At 66.9% G+C, this 23,621-nt stretch carries 22 protein-coding genes; 13 read left to right on the forward strand and 9 right to left on the reverse strand.

The window, feature by feature from the left end:
- Positions 1-3: 3 nt before the first annotated feature.
- The 4 genes from AC1DIN_RS08615 to AC1DIN_RS08630 form a co-directional block, all read right to left on the reverse strand.
- On the reverse strand, positions 4-516 hold the full coding sequence (locus AC1DIN_RS08615; RefSeq protein ID WP_441469462.1) for a L,D-transpeptidase: 513 nt from the start codon (positions 514-516) through the stop codon (positions 4-6).
- Positions 517-624: 108 nt separating this feature from the next.
- Entirely contained in the window at positions 625-1,449 is an 825-nt protein-coding gene (locus AC1DIN_RS08620; RefSeq protein WP_476809422.1) for a heme ABC transporter ATP-binding protein, read from the reverse strand.
- The gene (locus AC1DIN_RS08625; RefSeq protein WP_476809423.1) at positions 1,442-2,548 is read right to left on the reverse strand and encodes a FecCD family ABC transporter permease; all 1,107 of its coding nucleotides are present in this window, start codon (positions 2,546-2,548) and stop codon (positions 1,442-1,444) included. The genes AC1DIN_RS08620 and AC1DIN_RS08625 overlap by 8 nt, the downstream gene beginning before the upstream one ends.
- Positions 2,545-3,489, reverse strand: coding sequence for a heme/hemin ABC transporter substrate-binding protein (locus AC1DIN_RS08630; protein WP_476809424.1), 945 nt, complete (start codon positions 3,487-3,489; stop codon positions 2,545-2,547). Before AC1DIN_RS08630 ends, AC1DIN_RS08625 begins: the two co-directional genes overlap by 4 nt.
- 358 nt (positions 3,490-3,847) lie before the next feature.
- On the opposite strand from AC1DIN_RS08630, the gene hmuQ reads away from it, so the two are divergent.
- From hmuQ to AC1DIN_RS08645, 3 genes are all read left to right on the forward strand, one after another.
- Positions 3,848-4,195 carry a heme-degrading protein HmuQ gene (gene hmuQ, locus AC1DIN_RS08635; RefSeq protein WP_476809425.1) on the forward strand — a complete coding sequence of 116 codons (348 nt, stop codon included), beginning with the start codon at positions 3,848-3,850 and terminating at the stop codon, positions 4,193-4,195.
- A 10-nt stretch (positions 4,196-4,205) separates the two neighbouring features.
- The gene (gene hutX, locus AC1DIN_RS08640; RefSeq protein WP_476809426.1) at positions 4,206-4,727 is read left to right on the forward strand and encodes a heme utilization cystosolic carrier protein HutX; all 522 of its coding nucleotides are present in this window, start codon (positions 4,206-4,208) and stop codon (positions 4,725-4,727) included.
- A 237-nt stretch (positions 4,728-4,964) separates the two neighbouring features.
- Positions 4,965-6,320 (forward strand): hypothetical protein, encoded by a 1,356-nt coding sequence (locus AC1DIN_RS08645; RefSeq protein ID WP_476809427.1) that lies wholly within the window; start codon positions 4,965-4,967, stop codon positions 6,318-6,320.
- Positions 6,321-6,336: 16 nt separating this feature from the next.
- On the opposite strand, the gene AC1DIN_RS08650 is transcribed toward AC1DIN_RS08645, so the two are convergent.
- Positions 6,337-7,014 carry a fused DSP-PTPase phosphatase/NAD kinase-like protein gene (locus tag AC1DIN_RS08650; protein WP_476809428.1) on the reverse strand — a complete coding sequence of 226 codons (678 nt, stop codon included), beginning with the start codon at positions 7,012-7,014 and terminating at the stop codon, positions 6,337-6,339.
- Between the two features lie 196 nt (positions 7,015-7,210).
- Here AC1DIN_RS08650 and ppa point away from each other — a divergent pair, with 196 nt between their 5' ends.
- Positions 7,211-7,750 carry an inorganic diphosphatase gene (gene ppa, locus AC1DIN_RS08655; protein WP_441469454.1) on the forward strand — a complete coding sequence of 180 codons (540 nt, stop codon included), beginning with the start codon at positions 7,211-7,213 and terminating at the stop codon, positions 7,748-7,750.
- Positions 7,751-7,811: 61 nt separating this feature from the next.
- Here ppa and AC1DIN_RS08660 read toward each other — a convergent pair whose 3' ends face one another.
- The gene (locus tag AC1DIN_RS08660) at positions 7,812-8,687 is read right to left on the reverse strand and encodes an HpcH/HpaI aldolase/citrate lyase family protein (RefSeq protein WP_476809429.1); all 876 of its coding nucleotides are present in this window, start codon (positions 8,685-8,687) and stop codon (positions 7,812-7,814) included.
- Positions 8,688-8,778: 91 nt separating this feature from the next.
- Here AC1DIN_RS08660 and AC1DIN_RS08665 point away from each other — a divergent pair, with 91 nt between their 5' ends.
- The 6 genes from AC1DIN_RS08665 to AC1DIN_RS08690 all read left to right on the forward strand — a co-directional run bounded on the left by AC1DIN_RS08665 (position 8,779) and on the right by AC1DIN_RS08690 (position 15,332).
- Positions 8,779-10,491 (forward strand): serine/threonine dehydratase, encoded by a 1,713-nt coding sequence (locus AC1DIN_RS08665; RefSeq protein WP_476809430.1) that lies wholly within the window; start codon positions 8,779-8,781, stop codon positions 10,489-10,491.
- 177 nt (positions 10,492-10,668) lie between these two features.
- Positions 10,669-11,730, forward strand: coding sequence for a MaoC family dehydratase (locus AC1DIN_RS08670; protein ID WP_476809431.1), 1,062 nt, complete (start codon positions 10,669-10,671; stop codon positions 11,728-11,730).
- A gap of 152 nt (positions 11,731-11,882) precedes the next feature.
- Positions 11,883-12,284 carry a succinate dehydrogenase, cytochrome b556 subunit gene (sdhC, locus tag AC1DIN_RS08675; protein WP_441469450.1) on the forward strand — a complete coding sequence of 134 codons (402 nt, stop codon included), beginning with the start codon at positions 11,883-11,885 and terminating at the stop codon, positions 12,282-12,284.
- A gap of 10 nt (positions 12,285-12,294) precedes the next feature.
- Positions 12,295-12,687: a succinate dehydrogenase, hydrophobic membrane anchor protein gene (gene sdhD / locus AC1DIN_RS08680; protein WP_441469449.1), complete on the forward strand. Its 393-nt coding sequence runs from the start codon at positions 12,295-12,297 to the stop codon at positions 12,685-12,687.
- Positions 12,688-12,691: 4 nt separating this feature from the next.
- Positions 12,692-14,524, forward strand: a complete 1,833-nt coding sequence (sdhA, locus tag AC1DIN_RS08685; protein ID WP_476809432.1) for a succinate dehydrogenase flavoprotein subunit — start codon at positions 12,692-12,694, stop codon at positions 14,522-14,524.
- Between the two features lie 10 nt (positions 14,525-14,534).
- Entirely contained in the window at positions 14,535-15,332 is a 798-nt protein-coding gene (locus tag AC1DIN_RS08690) for a succinate dehydrogenase iron-sulfur subunit (RefSeq protein WP_476809433.1), read from the forward strand.
- A gap of 246 nt (positions 15,333-15,578) precedes the next feature.
- On the opposite strand, the gene AC1DIN_RS08695 is transcribed toward AC1DIN_RS08690, so the two are convergent.
- Both AC1DIN_RS08695 and AC1DIN_RS08700 read right to left on the reverse strand, forming a co-directional pair.
- Positions 15,579-16,820 carry an NAD(P)/FAD-dependent oxidoreductase gene (locus AC1DIN_RS08695; protein ID WP_476809434.1) on the reverse strand — a complete coding sequence of 414 codons (1,242 nt, stop codon included), beginning with the start codon at positions 16,818-16,820 and terminating at the stop codon, positions 15,579-15,581.
- A complete protein-coding gene (locus AC1DIN_RS08700; protein WP_476809435.1) occupies positions 16,817-17,620 on the reverse strand; it encodes a glutamine amidotransferase in 804 nt (267 codons plus the stop codon). The genes AC1DIN_RS08695 and AC1DIN_RS08700 overlap by 4 nt, the downstream gene beginning before the upstream one ends.
- Before the next feature lie 247 nt (positions 17,621-17,867).
- On the opposite strand from AC1DIN_RS08700, the gene AC1DIN_RS08705 reads away from it, so the two are divergent.
- The 3 genes from AC1DIN_RS08705 (at position 17,868) to AC1DIN_RS08715 (ending at position 22,992) form a co-directional block, all read left to right on the forward strand.
- Positions 17,868-18,506, forward strand: a complete 639-nt coding sequence (locus AC1DIN_RS08705) for a TetR/AcrR family transcriptional regulator (RefSeq protein WP_476809436.1) — start codon at positions 17,868-17,870, stop codon at positions 18,504-18,506.
- A 65-nt stretch (positions 18,507-18,571) separates the two neighbouring features.
- Positions 18,572-19,759, forward strand: a complete 1,188-nt coding sequence (locus tag AC1DIN_RS08710; RefSeq protein WP_476809437.1) for an efflux RND transporter periplasmic adaptor subunit — start codon at positions 18,572-18,574, stop codon at positions 19,757-19,759.
- Positions 19,760-19,770: 11 nt separating this feature from the next.
- Positions 19,771-22,992 (forward strand): efflux RND transporter permease subunit, encoded by a 3,222-nt coding sequence (locus AC1DIN_RS08715; RefSeq protein WP_476809438.1) that lies wholly within the window; start codon positions 19,771-19,773, stop codon positions 22,990-22,992.
- 4 nt (positions 22,993-22,996) lie between these two features.
- Here AC1DIN_RS08715 and AC1DIN_RS08720 read toward each other — a convergent pair whose 3' ends face one another.
- A complete protein-coding gene (locus tag AC1DIN_RS08720) occupies positions 22,997-23,581 on the reverse strand; it encodes a hypothetical protein (protein WP_476809439.1) in 585 nt (194 codons plus the stop codon).
- Positions 23,582-23,621: the final 40 nt, after the last annotated feature.

The following is a 23,621-nucleotide window of genomic DNA, read 5'->3' on the forward strand; positions in this document are numbered from 1 at the left end:
AAGTCAGGGGAGAACGACCACCGGCGTGCCCATCTGGACGCGGGCGTACAGGTCGATCACGTCCTGATTATGCATGCGGAAGCAGCCATAGGAGGCGGCGGTGCCGATGGTGTTCGGCATGTTCGTGCCGTGAATGGCGTATTGTCCGCCGGGGCCGAGGCCGATGACGCGCGCACCCATCGGATTGCGCGGCGAGCCGCCGGGAATGACGTCGGGCAGGCGAGGATTGTCGCGCTTGACCTCGGACGGTGGAGCCCAAGCCGGGTCGACCTGCATCTCCTCGACATATTTGACGCCGCGCCATTGCTTGCCGGCCTTGCCGACCGCGATGGTGTAGCGAATCGCCTCGCCGGGAGAGACGACGAAATAGAGCTTCCGCTCGCCGGTGCGGATGATGATGGTGCCGGGCTCGAAGCGATCATCGCGTAGCCCGATGACGTCGCGTGCTTCGGCGCTGGTCAGGCCCGGCAGCAGCAAGGCTGCGGCGAGGCCGATGGCGGCAGCGTATCTGGCCATGGTCGAAACTCCCGTTCGGACGTGCACGGGTTTAGTCCTCAGTCATGAAGCATGGGTTGAGCGATATGGTGAAGCGGGATTCAGGATGAAGGGCGGGTGAATCGCGATTTAGGCAGCAGGGCGCGAGCGATGCTGCTGCGGCAGCAGGAAGGGCAAGCCCGGGGCGGGCGCCCGGCTCAGGGTCAGGTCTACCTTGAACACTTGGCGCAGCAAGGCGTCGTCCAACGTCTTCGCCGGCGAGCCCTGCGCGATGATCTGCCCCTGGTCCATCACCACCAGATGGTCGGCATAGGTCACGGCGAGGTTGAGGTCGTGCAGGACGATCAGCACCGCGACGCCGCGGGCCGCGATGTTGCGCGCCATGTCGAGCAGGGCCAGTTGATGGCAGAGATCGAGGCTGGCGATCGGCTCGTCGAGGAAGAGCACCTGCCGCTCGGCGACGCTGCGGCCGGCCTCGAGCTGGCAGAGGACGCGGGCGAACTGCACGCGCTGCTGCTCGCCGCCCGAGAGCGTCTGATAGCGCCGGCCGGCAAGGTCGATCACCCCGGCGGCTGCGAGACTATCTGCGACGATCGCCTCGCGGCGCTGGCGCGTCAGCGCCCGGCCTATGCCGTCGACGCCAAGGCTCGCGACCTCGTAGACGCTGAAAGGGAAGGCGAGGCGGGCATGCTGGGCCATGACGGCGCGCTGGCAGGCGAGGCGCCAGTGTGGCACCGCCGCCAGCGGCTCGCCGGACATGCGGATTTCCCCGCTGGCGGGCTTCGTCTCGCCGGTGAGGAGCTTGAGCAGGGTCGATTTTCCCGCGCCGTTCGGCCCGATCAGGATCGTGGTCGTGCCCCCGGCGAGCTGCAGGTTAGCGTCGGCGACGAGCCGGCGACCGCCTGCAGCGAAGCTCGCGCCATGGGCGGAGAGGATGGGTGTCGCTTCAGACATCGAGAGCGCTCGTGCGTCGCAGCAGCAGCCAGAGGAAGAAGGGCGCGCCGATCGTGGCGGTGACGATGCCGATCGGCAGCTCCGCCGGGACAACGATCAGCCGCGCGACGATGTCGGCGCCGACCAGCAGCATCGCGCCGCCGAGTGCCGACAGCGGCAGCAGCAGCCGGTGATCCGGCCCGACGCAAAGCCGGATCAGATGCGGCACGACGATGCCGACGAAGCCGATCATTCCGGCCGAGGCGACGCTGGCGCCGACGGCGAGCGCGACCAGCAGGATCGCCAGCGCCTTGATGCGCTGGACGGGGATGCCGAGGTGATAGGCCTCGGCCTCGCCGAGCATCAGCCCGTTCAATCCGCGCGCCAGCAGCGGCATGGTCAGCAGCAGCGGCAGGATGATTGGCGCGACCACTGAGAGCTTGGTCCAGCTCGCACCGCCGAGGCTGCCGAGCGACCAGAAGGTCAGGTCGCGCAACTGCCGGTCGTCCGACATGAAGGCGAGCAGGCCGGTCAGCGCGCTCGCCATCGCACCGAGCGCGACGCCGGCCAGCAGCATGGTGGCGACCGAGGTCCGGCCGCCGCGCGTGGCGATGACATAGAGCGCCAGCGTCGAAACGAGGCCGCCGCAGAAGGCGCCGACGGGCAGGGCGGCGAAGGGCAGTTTCATCACAGTGCCCGCCAGGAAACGGTCCCCCAGCACGATGGTGGCGGCCGCGGCCAGGGCGGCGCCGCTGGAAACGCCGACGAGGCCGGGGTCGGCCAGCGGGTTGCGGAACAGGCCCTGCATCAGGGCGCCGGAGATGGCGAGGCCGGCGCCGACGAGCAGGCCAAGCAGTACGCGCGGCAGGCGGATGTTGAGTACGACGAGCGCATCGCGACCATCCAGCAGCGTGGCGTCGCCCGTCAGCTTTGCCATCAGGATTTCGGCGACGCGCCCGGGAGGAATCGAGATGGCGCCCTGGCCGATCGCGACGATGGCGATCAGCAGGCAGACCAGGGAGAGGCCGACGACGGCCAGCAGGCCGATGCGGCGCCTGCCGGCGATCAGCGTCGTCAGCGCGTTGGAAGCGATAGCGGGGGCGGGTGCCGCAAGCGTCACGGGGCGGCGGCCGTCTTCAGCGGCGGGATCGCCGCCTCCGGATAAATCGCGGCCATCAGATCGCGTGCCGCCATCGGCGTGCGCGGGCCGAAGCCGAGCAGATAGAGCCCGTCCATATGGACAAGCCGCTTGTCCTTGGCCGCGGGCGTCTGGGAGAATGACGGCATGGCGAAGAGTTCGTCGGGGGTGGTGTTGTGGGCGCTGCTGTTGCGCATCATCAGCACCATCTCGGGCGCGGCTGCGGCGATCGCCTCGTCCGTCATCGGCTTGTAGCCTTCGATCGCATCGGCGACGTTGATGCCGCCCGCCAGTGAGATGATCGCATCGGCCGAGCTGTTGCGACCGCCGACGAGGGCGCGGCCATTCTGAAGCGAAAGCAGGAAGAGGACCCTTTTCTTCTTCGTCATGCCGGAGCGCAGTGTTGCCAACTCGTCGAACCGGGCCTTGGTCTGCGCCGCAAGGCGCTCGGCGGGAGCCGCAGCGCCGATCGCAGCCCCTATTGCGGCGATCTTCGTGGTGACGCCTTCCGGGGTCAGCCCGTCGTTGATGCGGGCGATCTTCACGCCGGATTCGTTCAGCAGCGAAACGGCGTCAGGCGGGCCAGCGCCGTCGATCAACATGATCAGCGAGGGCTTCAGCGAGAGGACGCCCTCGGCCGACAGCGCGCGGACGTAACCGACATTCGCCTTGTCCTTCAGCGCCTCGGCCGGGAACTGGCTGGTGGAATCGACGCCGACGATCCGATCCTGCAAGCCGAGCGCATAGATCACCTCGGTGATGACGCCACCGGCGACGACGATGCGTTCGGGTGCCTGGGCCAGGGCGGGGCCAAAGGAGCCGAGCGCGGCCAGGCCGAGCAATGACAAGGCCGAGGCCGCCAGTTCCCGCCGGTTCGGTTGCGCGGGACCGGAATGCATCGCTCGGTCGCGTGAGCCAGACATGTTGCAACTCCGTTCGGACGCGAGCGATGGGCCGCGGCCATTGCAATTCAGACCGATTTAAAAGATCGGCTCGTTTAGAATGGTTCAATACAAAGTAAATCCTTGTTTTTAATTCTTCAAAACAAGAATTGACCAGATGTATTGTTGACGGTGATATTCATCTTTACTACAAGGGGTCAAGGGCAGCGCCTGTGCGCCGCCGGCTTCGGTCGCGGCGCGTCGTCGCGCGGCCGCTCCCGGCGCGCATTCTCCAGGGTAGACGCTTCGCCAGGCGTGTATCGGGAAACGGCGATGACCGGCCGCGCAGCGGCACCGTTCCATTTCAGCCGTCTCGCGGCTTCACATGCAGGATGCGTCGATGTTCATCGCCATGAATCGCTTCAAGGTCGTCAAGGGCGAGGAGGTCGCCTTCGAGACCGTCTGGTCCTCGCGCAAGAGCCGGCTCGACGAGATGCCCGGCTTCATCGCCTTCCACCTGCTCAAGGGGCCGGAGAAGGAGGATCACACGCTCTACTCCTCGCACACGACCTGGGCCTCGAAGGACGACTTCGTCACCTGGACGAAGTCGGACCAGTTCCGCGAGTCGCATCGCAGTGCCGGCCAGCCGCGTCCGAAGCCGATCTATCTCGGTCATCCCGAGTTCGAGGGCTTCGAGACGGTGCTGAGCGAGACCAACCCGCACCTTCCCCGCCAGGCGGCCGAGTAAGGCGGCGGCGATGACCACTGCCGACGTCGCGACCCGCGATCCGATCGAGCATGCGCGCGCGCTGCTCGCTGCCAAGCCCGACGGCCTCATCGAGGCCGTGGCGCGCGAGGCGAATGTCTCGACACGCGCGGTGCTCGAGCTCCTGCCGGGCGAGCAGCGCCTCTTCGTAGCGCCTGAGCGCTTCGAGGATGTCTGGAAGGACCTCGCGACCTGGGGCACTGTGCTCTTCCTGATGCACACCCCCGACATCGTGCTGGAATGCGAAGGCGCGCTGCCGGTCGGCAGCTTCGGCCATGGCTACTACAACATCCACGGCGACAGCCCCATTGGCGGCCATATCAAGGCCGAGAACTGCCGCGCGATCTATCTGGTGGACCGCTCCACGGCGCAGGGCCGGCGGGCCTGCTCGGTCCAGTTCTTCAACGGCGCCGGCGAGGTGATGTTCAAGATCTTCGTGCGGCGCGATGCAGCGCGCCAGCTCCTGCCGGATCAACTGGCGCGGTTCGAGGCGCTGAAGACGAAATTCGTCTGAGCCGCAAAAAAGGCGACATGGTGCGGTTCATGCGCCGTGACCCGGGGGCGGGGATCATCGCCCCCTCTCCAGCTATCGGCCCGTGACCAAGTTTAATCGATCGTTAACCATACAGGCGCAGCCTCCTCGGCAGAAGGCGCGTCACCCGTGAATCAGTCCGCCGATCGTTCTTCCGTGAAGAATGGCGTGGGACCGGCACGAGACGGCCCATCCGATCATCCGAGCGTGGATGTCGATATGACCGCTCAAGTCGTCCTGGAACGGGTGCAGCTGCCGCCACGCCAAGCCATCGGGCGCCTGTCGGCGGGCCGGCGCTTTGTTGCGGCACGCGCGCCGCTGCTGCGCTCCAGCCTGAGCTCTTCGATCCTGCTCGGCCTGCGCTTCATTCAGGCGCGGCTGATCTCGGTGTGGGGGCTGCTGGTCGCCGCCATCCTCTGCCCGCCTTTCGTCTTTGCCGCCTTCGCCGTGTTCTCGGCGCTGGTCAATTTCGTTTCGATCGCGGCATTGCTGCGGCTGGAAGCCGTCTTCTTCCAGAGTGCTGATCGCGCGCGTCTCGGGCGTGCCTTCCGGCTTGCCGCGGCCGTCGGCCTGGCGTTCTGCGGTGTCGCCGCGATCTTGCTGGTCGGGCTGGTGCTGTCCGGCTGGGTCGCCCCGGCGATCGCCCTGCTGTTCCTCGTTTCGCTGTCGGCGCGCGCGGTCCTGAGACTGCTCTGGACCGAGGCGACCGCCGAGGGAGACTTCCGCGCGATCGGCAACAGCAACGTCGTCCAGGCCGTCGCGCAACCCGCGGTCATGTTGATCCTGATCGGCATCTTCGGGCCGAAAGCGCTCGCCCTCTTCATGGCCGATGCGCTGGGCCATGTCCTTGCTGCTCTCTATCTGCTGCGACGGCGCTGGCGCGCGATTTCGCCGTTCGTCGAGCCGCATCTGTGGTCGTGGCAGAGCCTGCTTGTCGCAGCCTATCATTGGCGAAGCGTCCCGCTGACATGGCTGCCGAGCGCGCTCCTGGCCTATGGCTTCGCGATCGCACCCGTGTTGGCGCTGCCCTACGCGGCCAATACGGCGCTCGCTGCGCAAGTCGCACTATCGATGCGCTTGCTCGACATGCCGACGCAGATGTTCGGTACGGTGTCGGCGCCCATCGCGCTCAACCGGTTGCGCGCCTATGCGGGGCCGCGCCGACGTTTCGTGGCACGGGTGATGGCGCTGGGCCTGATCGCTGCTGCGGCGATGCTGTTCGGCGCGATCGCCGTGGTCGCGACTTTGGTCGAGCCGCTGTTCGAGGGAACCCATTGGGACAATCTCGGCCCGGTTCTGGCGCTTCTCGCGCCGTTCTACGCCGGCATTGCGGTGCTGACGCCACTCCAGGACATGGCGACGCTGTCGCGCCAGCCAGCCTGGCAAGTGCTGATCAATGCACTGGCCCTGGTCGCGATCATCGCGGCGATGAACTGGTTCAGAGCGTTGTCGCCGGAGCTCCTGCAGGCGATCGGCCTGATCTCGATCCTGCGCGCGCTGGTCCATACGGGCTTCATCTGGCTGCACCTCGGGGACGCAGAGACCGCGCCGGTCGTCGGCAGCCCGGCGCGCTGAGCCGACGACGGCCCGGTCACTCCCGACGGATCAGCCTGTCGGCGATCAGCGACGAAACCACGCCCGGTTTGAATTCGCGCTCGAGCCGCTCCGGATCGTAGATGGTCTCGACCCAATCGAGGAATGCGATCCCCTTGGCCTCGCCCTCGCGGCGATAGGCCTCGAAGAAGGCATCCAGAATTCCGGTCTTGGCAAAGCGGAAATGGCCGTAGCGCAGCGAGAGCTGCCGCATGGCTTCCGCGAGCGGGCGCTTTTCGTGGATCAGGAGATAGAGGGCGGAGAAGAAGCCGGCCCGGTCCGCGCCCGACTTGCAATGCACCAGCACGGGTTCCTGCAGGCTCGCGAAGAAGTCCTTCGCATTGAGGATCGTCTCGCGGTCCGGCGCGCCGCGCGAGCGCAGGACGAAATCGATCAGGGCAATGCCGTGACGCTCGCAGGCTTCCTTCTGCAAGGGCCAGGAGCCGTGCTCGCGCCCGCCGCGCAGATTGACGATGGTCCTGATGCCCCGGCGGGCAAAGCCGGCGATCTGATGCGGTGCCGGCTGGGCCGAGCGCCAGAGCCGCGGCGTCACCCGATGCGTGTTGAGATAGGCCAGGCGGAAGATGCCGTGGTCGACGAGCAGCATATTGGCCCAGGCGCGCAGGCGCTGGCCGCGGCTCTCGATCGGCCGGTCCCAGCGTGCGATGCGTGCCATGCGACGGGCGTAACGCTCTTCATCGGGGCGCAGCCGGGTCAGCACGGAAAAGCCTTGGTCGATTTCATGCAGCGCCCGATACCAGCGTGACTCCGGCAGCGCAAATCATTGGGCAACCGAAAACCAAGGAAGGGGTTGGACTTTTCGCTCCGAACTTGCATAAGGCCCGGCGAAATTTTGTAACGACAGGTTCCCCATGCGCATCGACGCCATCTCCATCGGCAAGAATCCGCCCGACGAAGTCAACGTCCTGATCGAAGTGGCGATCGGAGGCGAGCCGATCAAGTATGAGATGGACAAGGACGCCGGCACGCTCTTCGTCGACCGCTTCCTTTATACGCCGATGCGCTATCCGGGTAATTACGGCTTCATCCCGCATACGCTCTCGGAGGACGGGGACCCCTGCGACGTCCTCGTCGCCAATACGCGCCCGCTGGTGCCCGGCTCCTACATCGCGGTTCGGCCGATCGGCGTGATGCTGATGGAGGACGAGGGCGGTGGCGACGAGAAGATCATCGCCGTGCCCGTGCCGAAGCTGACCAAGCGCTACGAGAACGTGCACAACTACACCGATCTGCCGCAGATCACGCTCGACCAGATCCAGCACTTCTTCGAGCACTACAAGGATCTCGAGCCCGGCAAGTGGGTGAAGCTCAAGGGCTGGGGGGACGCCGCCGAGGCCAAGAAGCTGATCATCGAGGCCATGGAGCGCGCCAAGGCCGCCAAGAAGGGCTGATCCCGGCGCCCCGCGATCCAGATGTTCACGGGGCTGCGCCATGCGCGGCCCCGTTTTCTTTTCAGGCTGCAATCGCTGCCGCCAGCGCGACCGTCCGGCGCGCCATGTCGGCGTGCAGTAATTCGACCATGCGGCCGTCGAGCTGGATCGCGCCCTTGCCGGTGTTCTCCGGCAGGTCGAAGGCGGCGATGATGGCGTTTGCTCGTGCCAGCTCGGCCTCGTCGGGGGCGAAAACCGCGTTGGCGATGCCGACCTGCGAGGGATGGATCAGCGTCCTGCCGTCGAAGCCGAGATCGCGCCCCTGCTCGCATTCGGCGCGGAAGCCGGCCTCGTCCTTGATGTCGTTGTAGACCCCGTCCAGGATGTCGATGCCATGGGCGCGGGCCGCCAGAATGGCCTGCGTCAGCCAGGGCAGCATCGGCGCGCGGCCGGGTACGAAGCGGGCCCGTGTCTCCTTGGCGAGATCGTTTGTGCCCATGACGAAGCAGGACAGGCGCGTCGCGGGGTCGCGGGCGGCGCGCGCGATGCGCTCGACGTCGAGGATGGCGAGCGGGGTCTCGATCATCGCCCAGACGGCGATAGCGGGGTCGGCCCATAAGCCGGTCAACTGTCCGCCGATCTCCTGCAGCGTCTCCGGCGCCGAGACCTTCGGAACCAGGATCGCCTGCGGCATCGCCTCCGTGGCGGCAGCCAGATCATCGGCGAACCAGGGCGTTCCGACACCATTGACGCGGATAACCAACTCGCGCCGGCCGTAGCCGCCGGCCTTCACTGCGGCGCAGACCTGCTCGCGCGCGGTAGCCTTGGCGTCGGGGGCGACTGCATCCTCAAGATCGAGAATCAGCACATCGGCTGCGATCTCGCGGGCTTTTTCCAGCGCGCGTGCATTCGAGCCCGGCATATAGAGGGCGCTGCGGCGGGGGCGGATCGTCGTCATCTTCTCTCCTGACTCGGCCGGCTTGTGCTGCACTGCACAGTAGAGCAACGCAGGCGCAATACCAGCTCTGCGAAAGGCGAAGGAGAGGGGCATGGCATGGTTCGCCGGGGTCGACGGCTGCAAGGCGGGCTGGATCGTCGCCATGGCTTCTGCCGATGGACGGGCCGCGCCGCTCGTCCGGGTGGTGCCGCACTTCGCCGATCTGTTCGCGGGTGAGATCGTGCCCGCGATCGTCGCGGTCGACATGCCGATCGGCTTGCCGGATCGGGTGAAGGGCTCCGGACGCGGGCCGGAGCAAGCGGTGCGTGCCCTGCTGGGCGACAGGCGATCCTCCGTGTTCGCGATCCCCGCGCGCTGCGCTGTCGAGGCCCGCGATTATGAACAGGCCTGCGCGCTGGCCCTCGCCCATTCCGAGCCGCCGCGGAAGGTCTCCAAGCAGGGCTTCCATCTCTTCCCGAAGATCCGGGAGATCGACGTCCTGCTGCGGGCCGAGCCGTCGATGTGCGAGCGCGTTTTCGAGGTTCATCCCGAACTGGCCTTCCGGACGATGAAAGGCGATCCGCTCACGCATCCGAAGAAGATCAAGGGTGTCGTCAATCCGTCCGGCATGGCCGAACGACGCGACCTGCTACGGGCGGCGGGGATCGCACCGGAAGCCGTCTTGGCGAGGCCGCCACGGGGCGCGGCCGGCGACGACCTTCTTGACGCACTGGCGGCGCTGGTGGTTGCCCGGCACATTGCCGCCGGGCACGGGAAGCCCTTCCCCAATCCGCCGGGACGCGATAGCCACGGGCTTCCGATTGCGATCTGGACCTATCGTCCGGTCTCCGAGCCTCAACAGGATATCGTCATGAGCGCACGTCCCGTCACCCGTCCGATGATCGAGGAAGCGGCGGCGCGCATCGCCGGCCATGCGCGGGTTACCCCGGTGATGCGGCTGGGCACGGGCGCTTTCGGCTCCGAGGCGGATGTCTCGCTCAAGCTGGAATGCCTGCAGCATGCCGGCTCGTTCAAGACGCGCGGCGCCTTCAACAACCTGCTGTCGCTGCCGGTGCCGGCGGCGGGCGTCTCGGCCGCCTCCGGCGGCAACCACGGCGCGGCCGTCGCCTATGCGGCGATGAAGCGCGGTGTGAAGGCGACGATCTTCGTCCCCGAGATTTCGCCCGCGGCCAAGATCGAGGCGATTCGCCGGTTTGGCGCCGATGTCGTGGTCGGCGGTGCCCAATATGACGATGCGCAGGCAGCCTGTGACCGTTTCGTCGCCGAGACCGGCGCGCTGAAGATCCACCCCTTCGCCGCGAAGGAGACGATCACCGGACAGGGCACGCTCGGCCGCGAATGGGATCTGCGGGAGCCCGACCTCGACACCGTGCTCGTCGCGGTCGGCGGCGGCGGGCTGATTTCCGGCATCGCGAGCTGGTTCGCCGGCAGCAAGGTCAAGGTCGTCGGCGTCGAACCGGAGGGGTCGCGCGCCCTGCAGGCCGCCCTCGATGCCAAGGGACCGGTCGAGGTGAAGGTCGCGTCGGTCGCCGCCGATTCGCTCGGTGCCCGCAATGTCGGTCAGCTCGTCTACGACGTGACGAAGGACAGCGTCGATCATGTCGCGCTGGTGCCGGATGCGGCGATCACCGAGGCGCAGGCAGTGCTCTGGCGCGATTTCCGCCTGGCGGTCGAGCCGGGTGGAGCGGCGGCACTGGGAGCGCTGCTCTGCGGCGCCTACCAGCCCGCGAAGGGCGAGCGGCTCGGCGTGCTGGTCTGCGGCGCGAATATCGATCTGACGAAGCTCGCGGCGATCGTGGGTTGATCGGGGCGTCATTCTCGGGCGCCGCGCAGCGGTGACCCGATAACCTCCTGAGGAGCAGGGCGCGCCTCCTTGCGCGAGACGCTCGCGTCAAGCCTGCGCATGCTGCTCGTGCTTTCGTCGGGGCTGGACGATCGCCTTCGTTGCAGCGCAAAATCGCACGCGATCAGGAGGCGACGCATGTCAGGCTCTGCGCCCAAGACCAGTTCGGGCCGCTTCTTCGAGGACTTCCACCTCGGGGAGACCATCGTCCATGCGACGCCGCGCACGGTGACGGCGGGCGATGTTGCGCTCTATACGGCCCTCTATGGTCCGCGCTTCGCAGTGCAGTCCTCCGAGGCTTTCGCCCGCGCCGTCGGCTATCCGGCCGCGCCCGTCGACGATCTGCTGGTCTTCCACATCGTCTTCGGCAAGACCGTGCCGGATGTTTCGCTCAATGCCGTCGCCAATCTCGGCTATGCCGACGGGCGCTTTCTCAAGCCGGTCTTCGCGGGCGACACGCTCTCCACCACGTCGGAGGTGATCGGGCTGAAGCAGACGTCTGCGGGCGATGCCGGCATCGTCTATGTCCGCTCCATCGGCCGCAACCAGCATGGCGAGATCGTGCTGAGCTATGCGCGCTGGGTGCTGGTGCGCAAGCGCACGCCGGGCACGCCGGCCCATGCCGAGCAGGTGCCGGAGCTGGCCAAGGCCGTCCAGCCGGAAGCGCTCGGCGAGGGCTGCCCGCCCCTTGATCTCGCAGCCTATGATGATGCGCTCGCGGGCTCGTCCTTCCGCTGGAGCGACTACGCGGCCGGCGAACGGATCGACCATGTCGACGGCATGACCGTCGAGGAGGCGGAGCACCAACTCGCGACGCGCCTCTACCAGAACACGGCCAGGGTGCATTTCGATGCCCATGCGGCCCAAGGCAGCCGGTTCGGCAAGCGGCTGATCTATGGCGGCCATGTCATCAGCCTGGCCCGGGCTCTCTCCTTCAACGGGCTCGGCAACGCTTTCCACATCGCCGCGATCAATGGCGGGCGGCATGTCGCGCCGCTCTTCGCCGGCGACACCGTCTATGCCTGGAGCGAGGTGCTGGCGAGCGCGGAGCTGCCGGGCCGCAGCGATGTCGGCGCCCTTCGTCTCAGGCTCGTCGCGACCAAGAACCGGCCCTGCGCCGACCTCCCGTTGAAGCTGGGCGATCAGTATGATCCAAGCGTGATTCTCGATTTCGACTACTGGGCGCTGATGCCGCGCTAAGCCTTTTGTAACGAAATGACGATTTTCATAATCTGTAACTTCGTTCTGCGCGTGCCGCATTGCAGCGCCGGAACGGTTTCGTTAGAGAACCAGTCACTCTAGAATGATCCCAAATGGGTCCGCCGTCTTTCAGCGGGCCGCTTGATCGGAGAATGATATTGGCCGAGGTCAAGCCCGCTGCTCGCCCGCTTTCGCCGCACCTTCAGATCTATCGCTGGTCCTGGACGATGGCGATGTCCGTCGCCCATCGTGTCACCGGCACGGGGCTCTATCTCGGCACGGTGCTGATCGCCGCCTGGCTGGTTGCCGCCGCTTCCGGCCCCACCGCCTTCGACGCGGCCCAGGCCATCGCCGGCTCCTTGCTCGGCCGCCTCGTGCTGTTCCTCTACAGCTTCTCGCTGATCCACCACATGCTCGGCGGTCTCAGGCATTTCGTCTGGGACATGGGCAAGGGCTATGAGCTGCAGACGCGCATGAACCTCGCCAAGTTCACGCTGATCGGCTCCGTCAGCCTGACGGTCCTGATCTGGATCGTCGCGCTGGCCCTGCGCTGAGGAGTTCGCCATGCAGTCCAATTCCTCGATGCGCACCCCGCTCGGCCGCGTCCGCGGCCTGGGTTCCGCCAAGTCCGGCACCGGCCATTTCTGGCTGCAGCGCGTTACTGCGGTCTCGAACCTCATCCTCACGGTAATCTTCGTGGGTATCGTCATCGCGCTGGTCGGCCGGCCCTATCCGGCCGCGGTCGCGCTTTTGTCGAACCCCTGCGTCGCGATTCTGATGCTGCTCTTCATTCTGTCGGCCTGCATCCACATGCGGATCGGCATGCAGGTCATTATCGAGGATTACGTCACCAGCGAGGGTCCCAAGATCCTCGCCGTGATGGCCAACACCTTCTTCGCCATCGTTGTCGGCGCGGCCAGCGTCTACGCGGTGCTGAAGCTGTCTTTTGGAGGCTGATCCGATGGCGATCACCAAGTCCCGCCCGGTCCCGGCCTATACCGGCACCGCCTATCCGATCACTGACCACACCTTCGACGTCGTCGTCGTCGGCGCCGGCGGCGCGGGCCTGCGGGCCACCGTCGGCTGCTCGCAGGCCGGCCTGCGCACCGCCTGCATCACCAAGGTGTTTCCGACCCGCTCGCACACCGTCGCCGCGCAGGGCGGCGTCGCCGCCTCGCTCGGCAACATGGGTAAGGACACCTGGCAGTGGCACATGTACGACACCGTCAAGGGGTCGGACTGGCTCGGCGACCAGGACGCCATCGAATATCTCGTGCGCAATGCGCCGGCTGCCGTCTACGAGCTCGAGCACTGGGGCGTGCCCTTCTCGCGCACCGAGGACGGCCGCATCTACCAGCGCCCCTTCGGCGGCATGACCACCGACTTCGGCGAGGGCCCGCCGGCCCAGCGCACCTGCGCCGCGGCTGACCGCACCGGCCACGCCATGCTGCACACGCTCTATGGCCAGGCGCTGCGCTACAATACCGAGTTCTTCATCGAGTACTTCGCCATCGACCTGATCATGGACGAAGACGGCCATTGCCGGGGCGTGATCGCGCTCAAGCTCGATGACGGTACGCTGCACCGCTTCCGCTCGCAGCAGACCATCCTGGCGACCGGCGGTTATGGCCGCGCCTATTTCTCGGCAACCTCGGCCCATACCTGCACCGGCGACGGTGGCGGCATGGTGCTGCGCGCCGGCCTGCCGCTGCAGGACATGGAGTTCGTGCAGTTCCACCCGACCGGCATCTACGGCTCGGGCTGCCTGATCACCGAGGGCGCGCGCGGCGAGGGCGGCTATCTCACCAACTCGGAGGGCGAGCGCTTCATGGAGCGCTATGCCCCCTCGGCCAAGGACCTCGCCTCGCGCGACGTCGTCTCGCGCTCGATGACGATGGAGATCCGGGCTGGCCGCGGCGTCGGCAAGAACAAGGATCACATCTACCTGCACCTCGACCATCTCGATCCGAAGATTTTGCACGAGCGCCTGCCGGGCATCTCGGAGAGCGCCAAGATCTTCGCCGGCGTCGACGTCACCCGCGAGCCGATCCCGGTGCTGCCGACCGTCCACTACAACATGGGCGGCATCCCGACGAACTATCACGGCGAGGTGCTGACCAAGGTCGGCGGCGATCCGGATACGGTCGTTCCCGGCCTGATGGCGCTGGGCGAGGCGGCCTGTGTCTCGGTGCATGGCGCCAACCGCCTCGGCTCCAACTCGCTGATCGACCTCGTCGTCTTCGGCCGCGCGGCGGGACTGCGTTGCGCCGAGACGGTCACGGCCGGCGAGAAGCAGCCGGAGCTGCCGAAGGGCTCCTCCGACCTTGCGCTCACCCGCCTCGACAAGTACCGCAACGCCTCGGGCGCCACGCCGACCGCGGTGCTGCGCGACCGGATGCAGCGGACGATGCAGGACAACTGCGCCGTCTACCGCACCGGCGAGACGCTGGAAGAGGGCCACAAGCTCATCCACGAGGTCTGGGGCGGCATCACCGATGTCGGCACCAAGGATCGCTCGCTGATCTGGAACTCCGACCTGATCGAGACGCTGGAATTCGACAACCTGATCACCCAGGCGGTCGTCACCATGGACTCGGCGCTGAACCGTCCGGAAAGCCGCGGCGCCCATGCGCGCGAGGACTATCCGAACCGTGACGACAAGGACTGGATGAAGCACACCCTGTCCTGGATCGACGACGAGAAGCGCACGGTCACCCTCGACGACCGGCCGGTGCACACGTACACGATGTCCAACGACATCGAGTACATCAAGCCCAAGGCGCGGGTGTACTGAGGACGATCCGATGGCCGAATTCAATCTCCCGAAGAACTCCCGCCTGACCGAGGGCAAGGCTTGGCCGAAGCCGGCCAGCGCCAAGAACGTCACTGAGTTCAAGATCTATCGCTGGAACCCGGACGATACCGCCAATCCGCGCACCGACACCTATTATGTCGACCGCGACGATTGCGGGCCGATGGTCCTGGACGCGCTGATCTGGATCAAGAACAAGGTCGATCCGACGCTGACCTTCCGGCGCTCCTGCCGCGAGGGCATCTGCGGCTCCTGCGCCATGAACATGGACGGCAAGAACGGGCTGGCCTGCACCACCGGCATCGACGAGTGCGGCGGCACCGGCAAAAATGCGGGCAAGGTCGCGATCTATCCGCTGCCGCATATGCCGGTGGTCAAGGACCTCGTCCCGGACCTCACCCGCTTCTATGCCCAGCATGCCTCGATCGAACCCTGGCTGAAGACGACGACGCCGGCGCCGGAGAAGGAGTGGCGCCAGGCCAAGGACGACCGCGAGAAGCTCGACGGCCTCTACGAGTGCATCCTCTGCGCCTGCTGCTCGACCTCCTGCCCGAGCTATTGGTGGAACGGCGACCGCTATCTCGGCCCGGCCGCGCTGCTGCAGGCCTATCGCTGGCTGATCGACTCGCGCGACGAGGCGACCGGCGAGCGGCTCGACAATCTGGAAGACCCCTTCCGGCTTTATCGCTGCCACACCATCATGAACTGCGCGAATGCCTGCCCGAAGGGGCTCAACCCCGCCAAGGCGATCGCGGAAGTCAAGAAGATGATGGTCGCGCGCCAGGTCTGATCCGGCGCGAATACTACTGGCGCGGCCGTCTGACACGACGGCCTGCGCTTCCGGTGCTCACGTACTGACGCTCCGCTCCGGTTCTCGGCCACGCCAGCCGACACACGCCAGCGCATTCGCGCTCGGCTCGCCACGGCGTCATTGTGATGTTGGAACCGAAATTCCCGTCATTGCGAGCGCAGCGAAGCAATCCAGCAGCCGTCGAGTGAGCCTTTCTGGATTGCTTCGCTGCGCTCGCAATGACGATCAGCGAATATAGCGCTCTGGCCTGAACGGCTTCGGATCGGCCGGGGGCGGCTCGCCGCAGACCATGGCGGCTATGATCTCGCCGGTGATCGGGCCGGTCGAGAAGCCGATATGCTGGTTGCCGAAGGCGAGCCAGAGACCGGGATTGCGCGGCGCGGGGCCGATCATCGGCAAGGAATCCGGCAAGGTCGGCCGCGCCCCGCGCCAGGTCTCGCCGACGATTTCGCCAAGCGGAAAGGCCTCGCGCGCCGCGACTGTCGCGCTGTCGATCTGACGGTGGTCGTCCGGGGCATCGCGGAACGAGAGATCGACGCCGCTGGTGACGCGAAAGCCCTGCTCCATCGGCGCCAGGTAGTAGGCGCCGTCGACATCGTAGACCGGCCGCGACAGCCGGGTGCCGGCACCCGGCTTGAGATGGCGGTGATAGCCGCGCTCGACATCGAGCCAGGGGTCGAGACCCAGCGGCTTCAGCAGATCGCCGCTCCAGGGGCCGAGCGCGACCACCGCGATGTCGGCATCGAAGCTGCCCTTCGCAGTGTTCGCGCGCCAGCCGGCACCTTGGCGGGCGAGACCGGTGACCGCGGCCTGCACGATGCGCCCGTCACGGCCGGCGAAGAGGGAGGCGTAGGCCGCGGTGACGGCGCCGGGGGAATCGACCGAGCCGACGCAGGGGATCAGCAGAGCGACCGGGAAGATCGGGTTCAGGCTCGGCTCGACGGCGGAGAGGCCCTGCCGGTCGAGGATCTGCGACTTGATGCCGTGGCGCTTCAGGAAATCATGCTCGGCCTGGGCCGCTGCGTGGCCGGCGTCGGTGCGCCAGAGCTTGAGCGTACCGGTCTCGCGCAGGCGATGTGCGACGCCGGCCTCAGTCATCAGGGCACGATGACGCTCGACCGTGCTGGCCGTGAGCGATGCGAGCGCGGCGATGCGGGCGGCTGCCTGGGAGGGGCGGGCCTCCCAGAGGAAGCGCAGCAGCCAGACTGGCCGGGCGAGGGCGCGGCGCCAGCTCAGATTGAGCGCGGGGTGGCGATTGCCGAGATAATCCGTGATCTTCGCATAGAGCGAGGGGTTGTTGAGCGGCAGGATCGAGGAACTCGCGAGCACCCCGGCGTTGCCATAGGAGGTCTCGCGCCCCGGCTCCTTGCGGTCGATGAGCGTGACGGCGATGCCGCGCTTCTGCAGGGCAAGCGCGCAGGAGACGCCGACCATGCCGGCGCCGAGAACAAGAGCTGTGCGGGTCAAGTGCGTTGCAGGCCGGCTGCGGCCGGCTCCTCCAGCCAGTGATCGAGAAATGCGTCGAGCCAGAGCCTGACCGCCGGGTCATGCTGAAACCAGCCCGGCAGGTGCGTATGGCCGAGCTGGGCTCCGGGCATCAGCGTGCGTTCGTGGCCACGCACCGACCAGCGATACATCATCGCCGGCGTCACCTCGGGATGGAACTGGATGCCATAGGCCTTCGAACCCGCGCGAATGGCCTGCACGGGGAAATCCCCGCCCGTGGCGAGACATTCGGCACCGGTCGGGCAATCGAAGCCGTCGCGGTGCCATTGATAGACCGTGCCCGGCCAGACGAATTGCGCGGCGTCGGCATGGGCGGCGCCGGCCTCGGTCACGGCAAGCGGATAATAGCCGACCTCGGCCCGCCCCTGCCCATGGGTATAGACGCGCGCGCCCATCTGCTTCGCCAGCATTTGCGCGCCGAGGCAGATGCCGAGGAAGGGGGCATCCTCGTTCAGGCAGGTGCCGATCCAGTCGATCTCGGCCTTGATGAAGTCTTCGGGATCGTTGGCGCCCATCGGGCCGCCGAAGATCACGGCGCCGGCATGGCCACGCATGGTCTGCGGCAGCGGGTCGCCGAAGCGCGGCTTGCGGATGTCGAGCGCGTGCCCGCGTGCCTGCAGCAGCCGGCCGACGCGGCCGGAGGTCGAATGCTCCTGATGCAGCACGACGAGCACCGGCTTGGGTGCGGGGCGGCTCGGCCGGGTGGCGAGGGGGGAGCGCGTTCTGCGGGCGGCGCGGAGGGCGAAGGCGTGGTCGTTCATCACGGGCTTCAAAATCGCTCGCGCACCGGAAGGCGAGGGGAAGGCGCGCAAAGCCATGACAGATCGCCCTTCAGCATGAGGTTCCAGTCGGGACGAAGCAAGCAATTTGTGAGCCGGAAGCGCTGCAATGATCCGGCAAGCTTCTTCGATCATGCCGGATCAGGCAGGCGACGGTGGTGTCCCGCTTGACGTCGGCCTGCTGATCTGGGATGAGAATGAACGTTCATTCTCATTGTATCGAGTTCTGATGCCACCGCTGGTTTCCGCGTCGCAGTCCGCTTCCGCCCTGTCGGAGCGCCATATCCGCATCCTCGATGCGGCCGAGCGCGTCTTCGCGCGCGCCGGCTTCCATGCGGCGACGATGCAGGATGTCGCGGCCGAGGCGGCCATGAGCCCAGGCAATCTCTACCGCTACTTCAGCTCCAAGGACGCGATCATCGCCGGCATGTCCGAGCGGGACCGCAGCCTGATCGCGGAGGATTTCGGCAGCCTTTGTCCCGATAACGGCTCGCTGCTCGACCAGCTCGAAGAGCTCGGCCGCAAGCATCTGGTCCGCCAGCCGCGGGAGAAAGCCGTGATCGCCGTGCAGATCTGGGCCGAGGCCGCGCGCAATCCCGAGATGGCGCGCATGTGCGCCGATATCGATGGCACCGTGATCGAGGGGCTGGCGGCTGCGATCGGCGAGGCCAAGCGCAATGGCGAATTGCCGCCGCGGCTGGACGAGCACCGCTTCCTCCTGGCGATCTCGATGATGGCCGACGGCTATTTCTGCCGGCGGGCGATGGATCCGAATTTCGACGATGCTGTCGCCGCGGACACGCTCTTCGCCGCCATGCGCCAGCTCGCGCAGACGATGCTCCTGCCTGAAACGGAGACGCAGCCATGACATCTGCTTCTGCCGGGCCCTCTCGCTTTTTCTCTGGCCGCAAGGCCGCAACAGGATCGCTTCCGATGACCGTTCGCATGCCCGTCCCGCGCGTGGCGGCCCCGCTGGCGCTCGCCGCGGCACTGCTGGTGGCGCCGCTGCCGGTCGTCGCGCAGACTCCGGCGCACACGGCGCCGGCCGCCGGGCCGTCGGTCACCGTGACCAAGGCCGAACTGACCGAGATCGTCCAGAGCGTCGTCGTTTCCGGTTCGATGGTCGCGCGCGACGAGGTTCTGGTCGCCCCCGAGGTTGACGGGCTGTCGATCGTCCAGCTTCTGGCGGAAGAAGGCGACAGGGTCGCGCGAGGCCAGGTGCTCGCGCGGCTGAGCCGGACGACGCTCGAGGTACAGAAGGTCCAGAACGACGCACAGATCGCCCGTGCCGAGGCTGCCATCGCGCAAGCCAATGCTCAGATCGCGGAGGCCGACGCCAATCTGGTCCAGGCCAACAACGCCTTCGACCGCACCAAGGCGCTGCGCGAGAGCGGCAATGCCAGCATGGAGACGTTCGACCAGCGTGCCGCCGCCGCGCGCTCCGGCCAGGCGCGCGCCAATGCGGCCCGGCAGCTGCTGGCGATCGCGACGGCCGACCTCGCGCTCGCCCAGGCGCAGGGCAAGGATATCGATGTCAAGCTCGCCCGCACCGAGATCAAGGCGCCGGCTGCCGGCATCGTCAGCCGCCGGAACGCCAAGCTCGGCGCGACGGCGAGCATGCTGCCGACCACCGAGCCGCTGTTCCGCATCATCGCCGACGGCGCGATCGAACTGGAAGCGCAGGTCGCCGAGGTCGAGCTGCCGGGCCTTAAGGTCGGGCAGTCGGTTTCGGTCCTGCCCGCCGGAGCCAAGAACGCGCTCGCCGGCACGATCCGGCTGATCTCGCCGGAGGTGGACAAGGCCTCGCGCCTGGGCCGTGTCCGCGTCGCGCTCGACGGTAATCCGGCGGTCGCGATCGGCGCCTTTGCGCGCGGCACCATCGAGACCGGCCGCAAGCGCGCCGTGACCCTGCCCCTTTCGGCGATCACCTATAGCCGCTCGGGCGCGACGGTGCAGACCGTCAGGGATGGCCGGGTCACGACCAAGCCGGTCACGCTCGGCCTTGCCGGCGGCGGTCGCGCCGAGATCGCCACTGGGCTTTCGGAAGGCGAGACCGCAGTGGCGCGCGCAGGCACCTTCGTGCGCGACGGCGACCTCGTGACGCCCGTCGCGACCAACTGACGGATGCGGCCATGAACGTGAATTTCTCCGCCTGGTCGATCCGACAGCCGGTTCCGGCGATCCTGCTCTTCGTCGTGCTCTGCGTGCTCGGGCTGCTCGCCTTCTCGAAGCTGCCGGTCACGCGCTTTCCGAACATCGACGTACCGCTCGTCTCCGTCACCGTGACCCAGTCCGGAGCGGCGCCGGCCGAGCTCGAGAGCCAGGTCAGCAAGCGTGTCGAGGATTCCGTCGCCAACATCACCGGCGTGAAGCATGTCATGTCGACGCTGACCGACGGGCAGTCCTCGACCATCATCGAGTTCCGGCTCGAAACCAACACCGACCGCGCCGTCAACGACGTCAAGGACGCCATTGCCAAGATCAGGGCCGACCTGCCGCGGACGATCGACGAGCCGATCATCCAGCGCATCGATGTCGAGGGGCAGTCGATCCTGACCTATGGCGCGGCCTCGGCCGGCATGACGCTGGAGCAGCTCTCCTGGCATGTCGACGATATCGTCGCGCGCGAGTTGCAGGGGCTGAAGGGCGTCGGCCGCGTCGAGCGCTATGGCGGCGTCGATCGCGAGATCCGCATTTCGCTCGACCCTGACCGGCTGCTGGCGCTCGGCATCACCGCCGGCGAGGTCAACCGCCAGATCCGTGCCACCAATGTCGATCTGGCCGGTGGTCGCGGCGAGGTCGGCGGGCAGGAGCAGGCGATCCGCACGCTGGCGAGCGCCCGCAGCGTCGCCGATCTGGCCGAGACCAAGATCATGCTGAGCGGCGGGCGCGAGGTGCGCCTGAAGGAGCTCGGCCGCGTCGAGGATTCCAATTCCGAGCCGCGCGCCTTCGGCAGGCTGAACAAGAGCCCGGTCGTGACCTTCGCCGTGTTTCGCTCGAAGGGGTCGAGCGAGCTCTCGGTCAAGGATGTCGTGGCGCAGCGCGTCGCCGAGCTGAACAAGCGCTTCCCCGACATCAAGATCACGCCGATCGACGACGCCGTCGCCTATACCTACGGCAACTACAAGGCGGCGATGGAAACGCTTCTGGAAGGCGCTGCGCTCGCCGTCATCGTCGTCTTCCTGTTCCTGCGCAACTGGCGCGCAACGCTGATCACGGCGGTTGCATTGCCGCTCTCTGCCATACCCACTTTCTGGGCGATGGAGCTGATGGGCTTCTCGCTCAATCTCGTCAGCCTGCTGGGCATCACGCTGGTGACCGGCATCCTGGTCGACGACGCCATCGTCGAGATCGAGAACATCGTCCGGCACATGAAGATGGGCAAATCGCCCTATCGCGCCGCGATGGAAGCTGCCGACGAGATCGGCCTCGCGGTCATCGCGATCACGCTGACCATCGTCGCGATCTTCGCACCGGTCTCTTTCATGGGTGGCGTCGCCGGCCAGTATTTCCGCCAGTTCGGGCTGACGGTCGCGGTCGCCGTGCTGTTCTCGCTGCTCGTCGCGCGGCTGATCACGCCGATGATGGCGGCCTATCTGATGAAGCCGGTCGATCATGCCGATCCGAAGGACGGGCGGATCATGGGCGCCTATGTCGGCCTGCTGAAGGGCACGCTGAAGAAGCGGCGCATCCCGTTCTTCCCGCGCTTCGACGGCACCGGGCGCTGGCGGACCATGCCGTTCAACACGGCCTATGCGACGCTGCTGGTCGGCTTCATGTTCCTGGTCGGCTCGATCCAGGCGACGCAGATGCTGCCGACGGGCTTCATTCCGGACGAGGACACCTCCCGTGTCGTCGCCTCGGTCGAACTGCCGCCGGGGTCGACGCTGGACGACACGCGGGTCACCACCGACAAGCTCGTCGACGCGCTGAAGACGATTCCCGAGGTGCGCGACGTCTTCGTGCTGGGCGGGGCGTCGCCGACCGGCCAGCGCGAGGTGCGCCGCGCCGCGGTCTTCATCCTGCTCAAGCCGAAGGCCGAGCGCGACATCAAGCAGAAGGAGCTGAAGGTCACCATCGCCGAGAAGCTCGCCAGCGTGCCGGATGTTCGCGCCTGGTATGTCAACGAGCGCGGCGAGCGCGAGATGGCCTTCTCGATCCTGTCGAAGAACGGCGAGGCGCTCGACTCCGCCGTCGCGAAGATCGAGGCGCGGATGCGCCAGGTCGACGGCTATCTCAACGTCGCGACCGCGGGTTCGCTCAGCCGCCCCGAGCTGCGCGTCACGCCGAAGCTGGAGGAGGCCGCCAATCTCGGGGTCACGCCCGAAGCGATCTCGGAGGCCGTGCGTGTCGCCACCATCGGCGATGTCGGCGCCAACCTTGCCAAGTTCAATGCCGGCGACCGGCTGGTGCCGATCCGCGTCCAGCTCGACGAAGCCGCGCGCACCGACATGCGCAACATCGCGGCGCTGCGCGTGACCAATACGAACGGCGTCTCGATCCCGCTCACGGCCGTGGCCGATATCGGCTTCGGCGAGGGGCCGAGCTCGATCGACCGCTACGACCGCGTCCGCCGGGCCCAGATCGGCGCCGATCTCAAGCGCGGCTTCGAGCTCGGTACGGCGCAGGACAAATTCCACGACATCGTCGAGGAAGTCGGCCTGCCTGATGGAGTCTGGGTCGCGGCAACCGGCGACGCCGAGATCCAGGGCGAGGTCGTCCAGGGCTTCGTGACCGCGATGACGACGGGCCTGATGCTGGTCCTGGCGGTGCTGATCCTGTTGTTCGGTTCGGTCTTCCAGCCGATCACGATCCTGCTCTCGCTGCCGCTCTCCTTCGGCGGCGTGGTGATCGCGCTGCTCGCCACGAACAACGCCGTCTCGATGCCGGTCTATATCGGCCTGCTGATGCTGATGGGCATCGTCACCAAGAACGCGATCATGCTGGTCGATTTCGCGGTCGAGGAGGTCGGGCGCGGCAAGGACCGGATGACGGCGGTGATCGAGGCCGGGCGCAAGCGGGCGCGGCCGATCCTGATGACGACCATCGCCATGGCGGCGGGCATGCTGCCCTCGGCCTATGGCGTCGGCGACGGCGGCGAGTTCCGCGCCCCGATGGCGATCGCGGTGATCGGCGGGCTGATCGTGTCGACGGTACTGTCGCTCATCTTCGTGCCGTCCTTCTACATGGTGATGGACGATCTCTCGCGGGCGACGGGCTGGCTCTTCGGCCGCTTCTTCGGCAAGGCCGAGGACGAAAGCCAGTGGGAGCCGATCGAGGAACATGCCGCGCCTGCGATCGCGACCGCGGAAGCGATGTCGAAGCCGTCCGCGCCGCGGCTGGCGGCGGAGTGAGGCGTCAGGACTGCGGCTGGAGTTCGAGCGGGAAGGGCGTGCGTTCGTGATGCTCGGACAATCCCCAACGCGCTATCGAGCCGGCTTCCCAGGCGTGCAGCATTGCGGCGACAGCGGCACGGTCGTTGGCCAGAATAAGCGGCCGAAGATCGTCTAGAAGGAGCAGGAGAGGCCCCATTATGCGGTGGTCGCGCGGGAGGTCGGTGAGAAGATCCAGATTGGCAGCGGCCTCATCGAAGTTACCGAGTGCCGTGTGAAGCAAGGCCCTCATATGCCCTGGCCTGAACGATTCCTCGAATGGGAGCTCCGGCCCTTGCACGAGCGGATTCTCTTTGAGAACCAGCGCCTGCAGACTCAAAGGTCGCAGTGACGGCAACGCGTATTCTCGGAGAATGCGTTCGAATTGCTGCCGGAGGTTGGGTTGCGTCCAGCGGGCCAGCCAGTTTTCGTACCGAAAAACCTCTGACACTGCTCGTGGCGAACCTAATTGCGGATCAAAGCTCGTGCCGACGAACAAGCCAATGTCGAAACGATCGGCTTCGCTCGTCCGATAAATTCTGAACCCGCGGACGACGTGATGGATAGGCACGAGGTAAACCTCATGCCCACGGATCCAAAGACCCTCGCAT

The sequence above is a fragment of the Allobosea sp. 05T438 genome (assembly GCF_056396025.1).